This is a genomic window from Streptomyces sp. NBC_01275 (assembly GCF_026340655.1).
GTDB lineage: Bacteria > Actinomycetota > Actinomycetes > Streptomycetales > Streptomycetaceae > Streptomyces.
The window spans coordinates 4,529,551-4,542,907 of the sequence record NZ_JAPEOZ010000001.1; the positions used below are offsets into that span (position 1 = coordinate 4,529,551).

5 protein-coding genes, 3 rRNA genes and 1 pseudogene are annotated in these 13,357 nt (G+C 65.1%); 2 read left to right on the forward strand and 7 right to left on the reverse strand.

The window, feature by feature from the left end:
• Nucleotides 1–45: 45 nt before the first annotated feature.
• From OG562_RS19855 to OG562_RS19875, 5 genes and pseudogenes are all read right to left on the reverse strand, one after another.
• Nucleotides 46–543: pseudogene (locus tag OG562_RS19855) on the reverse strand (GNAT family N-acetyltransferase); the annotation flags it as partial.
• Between the two features lie 71 nt (nt 544–614).
• Nucleotides 615–731: ribosomal RNA gene (rrf, locus tag OG562_RS19860) — 5S ribosomal RNA — on the reverse strand.
• A 90-nt stretch (nt 732–821) separates the two neighbouring features.
• Nucleotides 822–3,945 (reverse strand): 23S ribosomal RNA (locus OG562_RS19865).
• Between the two features lie 323 nt (nt 3,946–4,268).
• A 16S ribosomal RNA gene (locus OG562_RS19870) occupies nt 4,269–5,794 on the reverse strand.
• Together the 16S, 23S and 5S rRNA genes form the textbook arrangement of a ribosomal RNA operon.
• Nucleotides 5,795–6,455: 661 nt before the next feature.
• Nucleotides 6,456–7,025 carry a MarR family winged helix-turn-helix transcriptional regulator gene (locus OG562_RS19875; protein WP_266399616.1) on the reverse strand — a complete coding sequence of 190 codons (570 nt, stop codon included), beginning with the start codon at nt 7,023–7,025 and terminating at the stop codon, nt 6,456–6,458.
• A gap of 119 nt (nt 7,026–7,144) precedes the next feature.
• Here OG562_RS19875 and OG562_RS19880 point away from each other — a divergent pair, with 119 nt between their 5' ends.
• Nucleotides 7,145–8,446, forward strand: coding sequence for an MFS transporter (locus OG562_RS19880; RefSeq protein ID WP_266399619.1), 1,302 nt, complete (start codon nt 7,145–7,147; stop codon nt 8,444–8,446).
• 54 nt (nt 8,447–8,500) lie between these two features.
• Here OG562_RS19880 and OG562_RS19885 read toward each other — a convergent pair whose 3' ends face one another.
• Together OG562_RS19885 and OG562_RS19890 are read right to left on the reverse strand one after the other, a co-directional pair.
• On the reverse strand, nt 8,501–10,153 hold the full coding sequence (locus tag OG562_RS19885) for a SpoIIE family protein phosphatase (protein WP_266399622.1): 1,653 nt from the start codon (nt 10,151–10,153) through the stop codon (nt 8,501–8,503).
• Nucleotides 10,154–10,427: 274 nt separating this feature from the next.
• Nucleotides 10,428–11,807 carry an NAD(P)/FAD-dependent oxidoreductase gene (locus tag OG562_RS19890; RefSeq protein ID WP_266399624.1) on the reverse strand — a complete coding sequence of 460 codons (1,380 nt, stop codon included), beginning with the start codon at nt 11,805–11,807 and terminating at the stop codon, nt 10,428–10,430.
• A 374-nt stretch (nt 11,808–12,181) separates the two neighbouring features.
• Between OG562_RS19890 and OG562_RS19895 the strand changes: the two genes are divergently transcribed.
• Nucleotides 12,182–13,042: a TetR/AcrR family transcriptional regulator gene (locus OG562_RS19895; protein WP_266399626.1), complete on the forward strand. Its 861-nt coding sequence runs from the start codon at nt 12,182–12,184 to the stop codon at nt 13,040–13,042.
• The last annotated feature ends 315 nt before the right edge of the window (nt 13,043–13,357 follow it).

Here is a 13,357-nt window from a genome sequence, read left to right on the forward strand (position 1 = left end):
CTCACGCTCGTCCGTGCCCTCTGGCGTGCGCTCTGCCGTGTTCTCCGAGAGGGGCACGACGACCCCACTGGGCACGAACCCGACCTTGCCGTAGAAGCGCAGGGCCCGACCGTTGTCCTCGTGCACGATGAGCCGGACCCGCTCGGCCTCACGGCTCCAGGCCCACTCGATGCCGGCGTCGAAGAGCACCTCGGTCAGCCCTATGCCCCGGACCTCCGGCCGCACGAACACACCGACGATGTGCCCCTGCCTCTGTCCGACGTCGAACCCGGCCCAGTCGGTCGTCCCCGGCTCTTCAAGGAGCACGGTCAGGGTCCCGACCCACTCACCGTCCGGCCCCTCGGCAATGATCTGCTGCGCCCCGCCGGCGCCCCCGGCAGCTCTTACGGCCCGCTCCTGCCAGAAGGAGTCCGGCCGGGCAGCGGCAGCCTCGTACGTCTCGAGGAAAGCGAGATGCGCGACCGGATCCTGCAACGCGACGAGCCGCAGTTCCTTCACCGCAGCCCACTCGTCGGCGCGTACGGAACGGATCTTGTAGTTCATATGGACCACGGTAGCCGAAACGCAGAAAACCCCCGTACCGAATAAACGGTACGGGGGTTTTCTCAAAATTTGTTCGGCGGTGTCCTACTCTCCCACAGGGTCCCCCCTGCAGTACCATCGGCGCTGTGAGGCTTAGCTTCCGGGTTCGGAATGTAACCGGGCGTTTCCCTCACGCTATGACCACCGAAACACTATGAAACTGTTTCAGCCGCACCACGCCGTGACCGGACGTGGGGCTGTTCGTGGTTTCAGAACCAACACAGTGGACGCGAGCAACTGAGGACAAGCCCTCGGCCTATTAGTACCGGTCAGCTCCACCCATTACTGGGCTTCCACATCCGGCCTATCAACCCAGTCGTCTACTGGGAGCCTTACCCCATCTAGTGGGTGGGAACACTCATCTCGAAGCAGGCTTCCCGCTTAGATGCTTTCAGCGGTTATCCCTCCCGAACGTAGCCAACCAGCCATGCCCTTGGCAGAACAACTGGCACACCAGAGGTTCGTCCGTCCCGGTCCTCTCGTACTAGGGACAGCCCTTCTCAATGTTCCTGCGCGCGCAGCGGATAGGGACCGAACTGTCTCACGACGTTCTAAACCCAGCTCGCGTACCGCTTTAATGGGCGAACAGCCCAACCCTTGGGACCGACTCCAGCCCCAGGATGCGACGAGCCGACATCGAGGTGCCAAACCATCCCGTCGATATGGACTCTTGGGGAAGATCAGCCTGTTATCCCCGGGGTACCTTTTATCCGTTGAGCGACGGCGCTTCCACAAGCCACCGCCGGATCACTAGTCCCGACTTTCGTCCCTGCTCGACCCGTCGGTCTCACAGTCAAGCTCCCTTGTGCACTTACACTCAACACCTGATTGCCAACCAGGCTGAGGGAACCTTTGGGCGCCTCCGTTACTCTTTAGGAGGCAACCGCCCCAGTTAAACTACCCATCAGACACTGTCCCTGATCCGGATCACGGACCCAGGTTAGACATCCAGCACGACCAGAGTGGTATTTCAACGACGACTCACCGTGAACTGGCGTCCACGTTTCAAAGTCTCCCACCTATCCTACACAAGCCGAACCGAACACCAATATCAAACTGTAGTAAAGGTCCCGGGGTCTTTCCGTCCTGCTGCGCGAAACGAGCATCTTTACTCGTAGTGCAATTTCACCGGGCCTATGGTTGAGACAGTCGAGAAGTCGTTACGCCATTCGTGCAGGTCGGAACTTACCCGACAAGGAATTTCGCTACCTTAGGATGGTTATAGTTACCACCGCCGTTTACTGGCGCTTAAGTTCTCAGCTTCGCCACCCCGAAGAGTGACTAACCGGTCCCCTTAACGTTCCAGCACCGGGCAGGCGTCAGTCCGTATACATCGCCTTACGGCTTCGCACGGACCTGTGTTTTTAGTAAACAGTCGCTTCTCGCTGGTCTCTGCGGCCACACCCAGCTCGGGAAGCAAGTCCCCTCACCAGACGTGGCCCCCCTTCTCCCGAAGTTACGGGGGCATTTTGCCGAGTTCCTTAACCATAGTTCACCCGAACGCCTCGGTATTCTCTACCTGACCACCTGAGTCGGTTTAGGGTACGGGCCGCCATGAAACTCGCTAGAGGCTTTTCTCGACAGCATAGGATCATCCACTTCACCACAATCGGCTCGGCATCAGGTCTCAGCCTACATGTGCGACGGATTTGCCTATCGCACGGCCTACACCCTTACCCCGGGACAACCACCGCCCGGGATGGACTACCTTCCTGCGTCACCCCATCACTCACCTACTACAAGTCTGGTCCGTCGGCTCCACCACTTTCCATTCCCCGAAGGGTCCGGAACGGCTTCACGGACTTAGCATCGCCTGGTTCGATGTTTGACGCTTCACAGCGGGTACCGGAATATCAACCGGTTATCCATCGACTACGCCTGTCGGCCTCGCCTTAGGTCCCGACTTACCCTGGGCAGATCAGCTTGACCCAGGAACCCTTAGTCAATCGGCGCAAACGTTTCTCACGTTTGTATCGCTACTCATGCCTGCATTCTCACTCGTGAACCGTCCACCACTGCCTTCCGGCGCGGCTTCACCCGGCACACGACGCTCCCCTACCCATCCCAGCACCCGTTGGGGCTATATGCTGGAATGACACGACTTCGGCGGTACGCTTGAGCCCCGCTACATTGTCGGCGCGGAATCACTAGACCAGTGAGCTATTACGCACTCTTTCAAGGGTGGCTGCTTCTAAGCCAACCTCCTGGTTGTCTGTGCGACTCCACATCCTTTCCCACTTAGCGTACGCTTAGGGGCCTTAGTCGATGCTCTGGGCTGTTTCCCTCTCGACCATGGAGCTTATCCCCCACAGTCTCACTGCCGCGCTCTCACTTACCGGCATTCGGAGTTTGGCTAAGGTCAGTAACCCGGTAGGGCCCATCGCCTATCCAGTGCTCTACCTCCGGCAAGAAACACACGACGCTGCACCTAAATGCATTTCGGGGAGAACCAGCTATCACGGAGTTTGATTGGCCTTTCACCCCTAACCACAGGTCATCCCCCAGGTTTTCAACCCTGGTGGGTTCGGTCCTCCACGAAGTCTTACCTCCGCTTCAACCTGCCCATGGCTAGATCACTCCGCTTCGGGTCTTGAGCGTGCTACTGAAACGCCCTATTCGGACTCGCTTTCGCTACGGCTACCCCACCCGGGTTAACCTCGCAACACACCGCAAACTCGCAGGCTCATTCTTCAAAAGGCACGCAGTCACGAGAGTGCATGCAAGCATGCACTCCGACGCTCCCACGGCTTGTAGGCACACGGTTTCAGGTACTATTTCACTCCGCTCCCGCGGTACTTTTCACCATTCCCTCACGGTACTATCCGCTATCGGTCACCAGGGAATATTTAGGCTTAGCGGGTGGTCCCGCCAGATTCACACGGGATTTCTCGGGCCCCGTGCTACTTGGGTGTCTCTCAAACGAGCCGCTGATGTTTCGGCTACGGGGGTCTTACCCTCTACGCCGGACCTTTCGCATGTCCTTCGCCTACATCAACGGTTTCTGGCTCGTCTCACGGCCGGCAGACCGTAAAAGAGAGATCCCACAACCCCGTATGCGCAACCCCTGCCGGGTCTCACACGCATACGGTTTGGCCTCATCCGGTTTCGCTCGCCACTACTCCCGGAATCACGGTTGTTTTCTCTTCCTGCGGGTACTGAGATGTTTCACTTCCCCGCGTTCCCTCCACATACCCTATGTGTTCAGGTATGGGTGACAGCCCATGACGACTGCCGGGTTTCCCCATTCGGAAACCCCCGGATCAAAGCCTGGTTGACGACTCCCCGGGGACTATCGTGGCCTCCCACGTCCTTCATCGGTTCCTGGTGCCAAGGCATCCACCGTGCGCCCTTAAAAACTTGGCCACAGATGCTCGCGTCCACTGTGCAGTTCTCAAACAACGACCAGCCACCCATCACCCCGAACCAACCGGTTCGAGTTCACTGGGGCCGGCATCAGAAGGCTTCCCGACCTCACGGCCGTGCCCTCAGACACCCAACAGCGTGCCCGACGCTCCCCGCCGCTTCCCTCATCCGTTCCACGCTCCGAAGAGCAGTACTAGGAAGGACAAGACGACCGAGTGCACCGAATAATCAACGTTCCACCCTTGAGCAACCAGCACCGGACGTTCGCCGATGAACTGGCCTCTGAACCAGCCCCGAAGGACCGGCTTAGAAGTGCTCCTTAGAAAGGAGGTGATCCAGCCGCACCTTCCGGTACGGCTACCTTGTTACGACTTCGTCCCAATCGCCAGTCCCACCTTCGACAGCTCCCTCCCACAAGGGGTTGGGCCACCGGCTTCGGGTGTTACCGACTTTCGTGACGTGACGGGCGGTGTGTACAAGGCCCGGGAACGTATTCACCGCAGCAATGCTGATCTGCGATTACTAGCAACTCCGACTTCATGGGGTCGAGTTGCAGACCCCAATCCGAACTGAGACCGGCTTTTTGAGATTCGCTCCACCTCACGGTTTCGCAGCTCTTTGTACCGGCCATTGTAGCACGTGTGCAGCCCAAGACATAAGGGGCATGATGACTTGACGTCGTCCCCACCTTCCTCCGAGTTGACCCCGGCAGTCTCCTGTGAGTCCCCATCACCCCGAAGGGCATGCTGGCAACACAGAACAAGGGTTGCGCTCGTTGCGGGACTTAACCCAACATCTCACGACACGAGCTGACGACAGCCATGCACCACCTGTACACCGACCACAAGGGGGCGCCTGTCTCCAGACGTTTCCGGTGTATGTCAAGCCTTGGTAAGGTTCTTCGCGTTGCGTCGAATTAAGCCACATGCTCCGCTGCTTGTGCGGGCCCCCGTCAATTCCTTTGAGTTTTAGCCTTGCGGCCGTACTCCCCAGGCGGGGAACTTAATGCGTTAGCTGCGGCACCGACGACGTGGAATGTCGCCAACACCTAGTTCCCACCGTTTACGGCGTGGACTACCAGGGTATCTAATCCTGTTCGCTCCCCACGCTTTCGCTCCTCAGCGTCAGTAATGGCCCAGAGATCCGCCTTCGCCACCGGTGTTCCTCCTGATATCTGCGCATTTCACCGCTACACCAGGAATTCCGATCTCCCCTACCACACTCTAGTCTGCCCGTATCGAATGCAGACCCGGGGTTAAGCCCCGGGCTTTCACATCCGACGTGACAGACCGCCTACGAGCTCTTTACGCCCAATAATTCCGGACAACGCTTGCGCCCTACGTATTACCGCGGCTGCTGGCACGTAGTTAGCCGGCGCTTCTTCTGCAGGTACCGTCACTCTCGCTTCTTCCCTGCTGAAAGAGGTTTACAACCCGAAGGCCGTCATCCCTCACGCGGCGTCGCTGCATCAGGCTTTCGCCCATTGTGCAATATTCCCCACTGCTGCCTCCCGTAGGAGTCTGGGCCGTGTCTCAGTCCCAGTGTGGCCGGTCGCCCTCTCAGGCCGGCTACCCGTCGTCGCCTTGGTGAGCCGTTACCTCACCAACAAGCTGATAGGCCGCGGGCTCATCCTTCACCGCCGGAGCTTTTAACCCCCACCCATGAGAATGGAAGTGTTATCCGGTATTAGACCCCGTTTCCAGGGCTTGTCCCAGAGTGAAGGGCAGATTGCCCACGTGTTACTCACCCGTTCGCCACTAATCCACCCCGAAGGGCTTCATCGTTCGACTTGCATGTGTTAAGCACGCCGCCAGCGTTCGTCCTGAGCCAGGATCAAACTCTCCGTGAATGTTTTCCCGTAATCGGGACTACACACACGAGAGCGGAACGGTCAGGCGGAATAAGCCCGGCCGTTCACAGCGTCCTCGCTGTGTTTTTTTCAAAGGAACCTCATCCTCGGCTATCACTGCCGGGGACGGGGTATCAACATATCTGGCGTTGATTTTTGGCACGCTGTTGAGTTCTCAAGGAACGGACGCTTCCTTTGTACTCACCCGAGAGACTCTCTCAGGCTTTCCTCCGGGCGCTTCCCTTCGGTCTTGCGTTTCCGACTCTATCAGATCCTTTTCCGATCCGATTTCCTCGGTGCTTTCCAGGTTCCCGCTTTTGTTTCGCGGTTTCCCTTTCCGGCGGTTCCGACTCTATCAGATCCTTTCGGCGCTGATTCCCAGTCAGAGGGGGCTTGTCTTCCGGGCTGTTGGGCCGTTCCGACGTCTCAAACCTTAGCGGATCCGCTCGGCAGTTCCTAATCGGGCTACCGACCCTCAATCGAATTTAATTCGGGCACGCCGAATTCAACCCTGGAGGGAGATCGTGCTGGTGGTGTGAGGTGCCGCTACTGCGGCGGAGGTGTCACCGAAGAACCGTTACGGCTCCGTGGCAACCCGAAGAACTTTACGTATCCCCGAGGGGGCTGTCAAGCACCCCTTGTCAAGATCTTTTAGTGGCGATCAGTCGAGGTCGCTGAGCCGGCCGCCTGCGTCCGGCTGGGCGTGCTCCACCCGGCGCAGAAGCCTGGTCAGGACCTCGCCCAGGACCGTCCGCTCCTCTGCCGAGAGGTCCTGGAGCAGGTCTCCCTCGAAGACCGTCGCCATGCGCATCGCCTCCAGCCACTTCTCGCGGCCCTCGGGCGTCAGCTCCACGATCACCCGGACCCGGTTGGACTCGTCCCGTTCCCGGGTCACCAGTCCCTCAGCGAGCATGCGGTCGATCCGGTGGGTCATCGCGGCCGGCGTCAGACCGAGTCGCTTGGCGAGGTCGCTGGGGCCCAGACGGTAGGGGGCGCCGGACAGCACGAGGGCCTTGAGGACCTCCCACTCGGCGTTGCTGATGCCGAGGTCGGCGGTCTGACGGCCGTAGGCGACGTTCATCCGGCGGTTGAGGCGGGACAGTGCCGAGACGATCTTCTCGACCTGGGGGTCGAGGTCCCGGAACTCGCGCTGGTAGGCGGCGATCTGCTCTTCGAGGGTCGGCTCGCCGCCGATGCCGGTACTGCCCGTGCTGCCGAGGGTGTCGCCCATGGCGGAAGTATCGCACGGGGCTCGTTCGCATTGAAGTTCTTCGAGGTGTACAGTTTAGATTCGAACTTTAGCTTTGAAGTCTTCGGTTCTAAGTACTGAACCAGGCAACTACCTGAGAGATGAGAGAGGTGAACGTGACCAGGGCGATGGGCGCAGCGATGCGCCGGATCCACGTGGGCAACGCACTCAGCGCGTTCGGGCTCGGCTTCACCGTCCCCTACCTGTACGTCTATGTGGCGCAGGTGCGGGGTCTGGGCGCTGTGACGGCGGGGCTCGTCCTCGCCGTCTTCGCCGTGGCCGCGCTGATCGTGCTGCCGTTCGCCGGTCGGGCGATCGTGCGGCGCGGCCCCCTGCCGGTCCTGCTCGCCGCCCTGGTCACCGCCGCGCTGGGCGCACTGAGCCTGGGGCTCGCCGGCAGCGCCACCGCCGTACTCGCCGCCGCGGCCGCGCTCGGGGCCGGACAGGCTGTGATGCAGCCGGCGCTGGCGACGATGATCGTGGACTCTTCGACGGCGGAGACGCGGTCGCGGGCGTTCGCGATGCAGTTCTTTCTGCAGAACCTCGGGCTCGGTGTGGGCGGGCTGATCGGCGGGCATCTCGTCGACACCACGCGCGCGTCGTCCTTCACGCTGCTGTTCTCGATCGAGGCGGCGATGTTCCTGCTGCTGGCCGTCGTGGTGTCGACGGTGCGGCTGCCGCATGCGCCGCACGTCGGGGACGCGCCGAAGGGCTCGGCGAAGGGCGGCTGGAAGCAGCTGCTCGGCAATCGGGCCATGGTGCGGCTGAGCGTCCTGGGCTTCGTGCTGTTCTTCGCCTGCTACGGGCAGTTCGAGTCGGGGCTGAGTGCGTACGGGGTCGAGGCGGCCGGGATCTCGACGTCCGCGCTCGGGACGGCGCTCGCCGCCAACACCGCGGTGATCGTCGTGGCGCAGTTCGCGGTGCTGAAGTTCGTCGAGCGGCAGAAGCGGTCGCGGGTGATCGCGGCCGTGGGGCTGATCTGGGCCGTGGCGTGGTCCGTTGCGGGGTACGCGGGGCTCGGGCACGGCAGTCAGGCCATGGCTACGGCCGCGTTCGTGTCGACGTACGCGCTGTTCGGGCTGGGGGAGGCCATGTTGTCGCCGACGGTCGCGCCGCTGGTGGCCGATCTGGCGCCGGCCGGGCTGGCGGGGCAGTACAACTCGGCGTTCGCCCTGGTGAAGCAGCTGGCGCTGGCCGTCGGGCCGGCGGTGGGCGGGCCGATGGGGGCCTCGCTGCATGCGCCGTACATCGTGACGTTCCTGCTGTTCTCGCTGGGGATCACCTACCTCGCGCTGCGGCTTGGGCGGGAGCTCACCGCCGTACAGGATCAGCCGTGGTCGGTGCGGACGCGGGTGGTGGCGAAGGGTGGGGCTGTGGTGGAGCCTGTGGGTGTGGAGGCCTGATCGCGGAGAAGAAGGCGGCCGTCGTTCCCTTTCCGGGACGGCGGCCGCCTTTGTTCACTCTGCCGGGTTCGGTAGGACGAACTCGCACCACACCGCTTTGCCGCCGCCCGGGGTGCGTCGGCTGCCCCAGTTGGAGGCGATCGTGGCGACGATGGCGATGCCTCGGCCGGACTCGTCGCCCGGTTCGGCGCGGCGGCGGCGGGGGAGGTGGTCGTCGCCGTCGGTGACCTCGATGATCAGGCGGCGGTCGGTGCGGCGCAGGCGCAGGCGCATGGGCGGGGTGCCGTGCTGGAGGGAGTTGGCGACGAGTTCGCTGGTGGCGAGGGTGCCGAGGTCCTGCAGGTCGGGCGGGAAGCGCCAGCTGGTGAGGACGCCGGAGGCGAAGGCACGCGCGCGTGGGGCCGCTTCCACGCCGCCGAGGAGCTCCAGGGCCGCGTTGCGGAACAGTTCGCCGTCGGGGCCGGTGCGGGCCGGGTGCTGGAGGACCAGGACGGCGACGTCGTCGTCGTGGTCGGCGGTGACGCCGGCCGAGCGGACGAGGCGGTCGCAGACGACCTGGGGGGTGCCGGTCGCGCCGGACAGGGCGCGCTCCAGAGCGGCGATGCCCTCGTCGAGGTCCTCGTTGCGCCGCTCCACCAGGCCGTCCGTGTAGAGGACCGCCGTCGAGCCGGGGCCGAGGGGGATCGAGCCGGAGGCGTGCATCCAGCCGCCGGTGCCCAGGGGCGGGCCGGTGGGCTCGTCGGCGCGCAGGACGGTGCCGTTCTCGTCGCGGACCAGGATGGGCAGGTGGCCGGCCGAGGCGTACACCAGCCGTCCCTCGTTCGGGTCGTGGATGGCGTAGACGCAGGTGGCGATCTGGTTGGCGTCGATCTCCGTGGCGAGGCCGTCGAGGAGCTGGAGGACCTCGTGCGGGGGGAGGTCGAGGCGGGCGTACGCCCTGACCGCTGTGCGGAGTTGGCCCATGACGGCTGCCGCGCGCACGCCTCGGCCCATGACGTCGCCGATGACCAGCGCCGTGCGGCCGCCGCCCAGCGTGATGACGTCGTACCAGTCGCCGCCGACGGCTGCCTCGGTGCCGCCGGGCTGGTAGGTGGCGGCGATGCGCAGGTCGTCGGGCTCTTCGAGCTCCTGGGGCAGGAGGGAGCGCTGGAGGGTGACGGCGGTCTCGCGCTGGCGGCGCTCACTTGCTCTGAGGCGTTCGGCGGCCTCGGCGTGGTCGGTGACGTCGGTGGCGAAGATGAGGACGGCGCCCTCGCCGTTGTCCTCGGCGGCCGGGGTGCAGGTGAAGGTGTAGGAGCGGCCGTCGGGGGCCTTGCGGGACTTCAGGGTGCGGGGCTTGCCGCTGCGCAGGGCCTGGTCGAGGAGGGGCATGAGGCCGAGGTCGCGCAGTTCGGGGAGCGCGTCGGCGGCCGGTTCGCCCGGGGGGCGTACGCCGAAGGCCGCCGCGTAGGCGTCGTTGACGTAGGCCAGGCGGTGGTCGGGGCCGTGGACGAGGGCGACGAGGGCCGGGACGCGGTCGAGGACCTCACGGACCGGGAGCTCGTCGACGGCGGGCACCGGGGGCGGCTCGTCGGTGAGTCGTTCGGCGCGGGCCGCGGGTACGGAGCCCTCGCTCCGCCGGTCCGTGGTGGTGACCGTGTGCTCGGCTCGCGCGGCGGCGCGGCGCTGCGTTCCGGGGAGCCGGGCGCTCCAGCGCGTGAAGTTCACGAATCCTTGCCTCGTGTAGTCGTCGTCGGCCGGCTCCGGGCCCGGCCTGGGCTCCGGAGGCCGCGCGGCGGTGGCGGCACATTGTTACAGCACCCGGGAGGTGGAGCACTGGGGAACGGCCTCGTGGGTTTCGCGGGGCGGGTGGGGCCCGCCGGGGATCGGGGGCGGTGCGGGGCTCGGGGAGCGGTGAGCAGGGAGCAGTCTGGCAGGGTGGCCGCCGTCCGGGCCGACATTCGTCAGACGTGGGGGTGGCCGGTGGAGTTCCTGGATCCGGTCAGGACGACCCCTTCGGGTCGTCGGAAGACTCGTCAGAAGGCTTTCCACCGGCAGCCAGTTCGAACTCCGCGCGGGGATGTTCGAGGGATCCCAGAGAGACGATCTCTCGTTTGAAGAGCCCGGAGAGGGTCCATTCGGCGAGCACGCGCGCCTTGCGGTTGAAGGTGGGCACGCGGCTGAGGTGGTACGCGCGGTGCATGAACCAGGCCGGATAGCCCTTGAGCTTGCGCCCGTAGACATGCGCGACGCCTTTGTGGAGTCCTAGGGAGGCGACCGAGCCGACGTACTTGTGGGAGTACGTCCGGAGCGGTTCGCCGCGCAGGGAGTGCGCGATGTTGTCGGCGAGGACCTTGGCCTGGCGGACGGCGTGCTGGGCGTTGGGGGCGGTCTCCCTGCCGGGCTCGGCGGCCGTCACGTCGGGGACGGCAGCCGCGTCTCCGGCCGCCCACGCGTGCGTGACGCCCTCGATGGTCAGCTCCGGGGTGCATCTCAGCCGCCCTCGTTCGTTCAGCGGGAGGTCGGTGGCGGCGAGGACGGGGTGGGGTTTGACGCCGGCGGTCCACACCACCGTGCGGGTCGGGAAGCGGGCGCCGTCGCTGAGGACGGCGATGCGGTCGGCGCAGGAGTCCAGGCGGGTGCTCAGGCGGACGTCGATGTTGCGGCGGCGCAGTTCGCTGACCGTGTAGCGGCCCAGGTCCTCGCCGACCTCGGGCAGGATCCGGTCGGAGGCCTCGACGAGGATCCACTTCATGTCCTCGGGTTTGACGTTGTGGTAGTAGCGCGTGGCGTAGCGGGCCATGTCCTCCAGTTCGCCGAGCGCCTCCACGCCCGCGTAGCCGCCGCCGACGAAGACGTAGGTGAGGGCGGCGTCGCGGATGGCGGGGTCGCGGGTGGAGGAGGCGATGTCCATCTGTTCGATCACGTGGTTGCGCAGCCCGATGGCCTCTTCGACGGTCTTGAAGCCGATGGCGTAGTCGGCGAGTCCCGGAATGGGCAGCGTGCGGGAGACGGAACCGGGCGCGAAGACCAGTTCGTCGTACGACAGCTGCTGTGGGCCGGTGCCCTCCTCGTCGGTGGCGAGGGTGGTGAGGGTGGCGACGCGCTTGGCGTGGTCGACGGCGGTGACCTCGCCGACGACGACGCGGCAGTGCGGCAGGACGCGGCGCAGGGGGACGACGACGTGCCGGGGAGAGATGGAGCCGGCGGCCGCCTCGGGGAGGAACGGCTGATACGTCATATAGGGGTCGGGAGTGACCACGGTGATCTCGGCTTCGCCCCGCGCGATTTCCTGCTTCAGCTTCCGCTGGAGCCGCAGAGCCGTGTACATCCCGACGTAGCCGCCGCCGACAACGAGAATGCGCGCACGTTCCTTCACCATCCCATGACGCACCGGCCGCCGGAGTTTGTCCACAGCCTCGACAATTTGTGTGACCACGAGTCGGGCGGGCCCGGGGTTGGCCGAAACACCGGAGTGCGGGGTAGGTGTGCAGGTCAGCGGGTGTGCGCCGGGGTGTGGGAGGGGGTGCAATCGGGACGTATACGGCCCGTACTCCGATCGGGGGGCGCTCCGTGCGGAACGTGCCCCTTCTGAATTGACTGCCTCTCAACTATGTTCGTGTCGACGGGGTGTCAGGGGGAAGCGCTCTGCGGGTCCGCGACGGGCGGGCCGGGACCGCGTCCCGTGTTCCACACTCCGGCTTTCGATGGCGGGGAGAGTCTCCGGGGGGAGACGTCATTACCGGGGGATTAGTCATGCACATTCAGGACACGCATTGGTCGTCCGCTTCCGCCCTTGCATCCGGCGGAGCGGTGGGCGCGGTAGGCGCGGCGGCGGGTCACGGACGCGGGGACGGCCCGCGGACGACGCCGCTGCGCGTGGACGCACAGCGCAATCTGGAGCACGTACTACGGGCGGCGCGCGAGGTCTTCGGCGAGCTGGGTTACGGCGCGCCGATGGAGGACGTGGCGCGGCGCGCGCGGGTCGGCGTCGGCACGGTGTACCGGCGCTTCCCCAGCAAGGACGTCCTGGTGCGGCGGATAGCCGAGGAGGAGACGTCCCGGCTGACCGACCAGGCGCGGGCGGCGCTCGGCCAGGAGGACGAGCCGTGGTCGGCGCTGTCGCGCTTCCTGCGGACGTCGGTCGCGTCCGGCGCGGGGCGGCTGCTGCCGCCGCAGGTGCTGCGGGTCGGCGCCTTCTCCGAGGACGGCGCGGAGGGTGCGTCGGCCGACGAGGCGCGGGTGCCGCAGCAGCGGAGCCAGTCGGGCGTCGGTGAGCTGCGGCTGGTCGGCGAGGAGAGCGGGTCGGGCTCTGGCGTGTCGGGCTCTGGCGTGTCGGGCTCTGGTGTGTCTGCGGGTGCATCGGCCGGCGCCTCCGTCGACGCCTCCCTGGGGGACGACGACACCGGGGCGGCGGCGCTGCTCGACGTCGTGGGTCAGCTCGTGGACCGGGCGCAGGCGGCGGGCGAGCTGCGGCCGGAGGTGTCGGTGTCGGACGTGCTGCTGGTGATCGCGACGGCGGCGCCCTCGCTGCCGGATCCGGCCCAGCAGGCGGCGGCGTCGGCGCGACTGCTGGACATCCTGCTGGAGGGTCTGCGATCGCGGCCGACTTCTTGAAGGCCTTCTTGTCGAAGGTCTTCTTGTCGAAGGCCTTCTTGAGGGGCGGTTTCGTCAGCGGGGCCGACGGCTCATGACTCGATGAGGTGACTGTGGGGTGGGGGCGCGGTCCGGCCCTCGCCTCGCCCACCGCCCGGGACATTCGGGCCTATTCGGGCGCACGGCCCAACTGCTGCCCGCAGTACGAGAGTTGAACCTTCCCCGTACGAGTGAAATCTAGTACTGGATTGCGGGAAGTCCCCACGGACGAGTGGATGGCTCGTCCTGCGGGGTTCTGACCAAAAGCCAATATGGCACTCTGACCCGGTGGTCGGG

Excerpts from the sequence above, each read along its gene's own strand:
- OG562_RS19875 (WP_266399616.1), bottom strand. The coding sequence starts at position 7,025 with ATGGGCGACACCCTCGGCAGCACGGGCAGTACCGGCATCGGCGGCGAG.
- OG562_RS19880 (WP_266399619.1), top strand. The coding sequence starts at position 7,145 with ATGAGAGAGGTGAACGTGACCAGGGCGATGGGCGCAGCGATGCGCCGG.
- OG562_RS19890 (WP_266399624.1), bottom strand. The coding sequence starts at position 11,807 with ATGGTGAAGGAACGTGCGCGCATTCTCGTTGTCGGCGGCGGCTACGTC.
- OG562_RS19895 (WP_266399626.1), top strand. The coding sequence starts at position 12,182 with ATGCACATTCAGGACACGCATTGGTCGTCCGCTTCCGCCCTTGCATCC.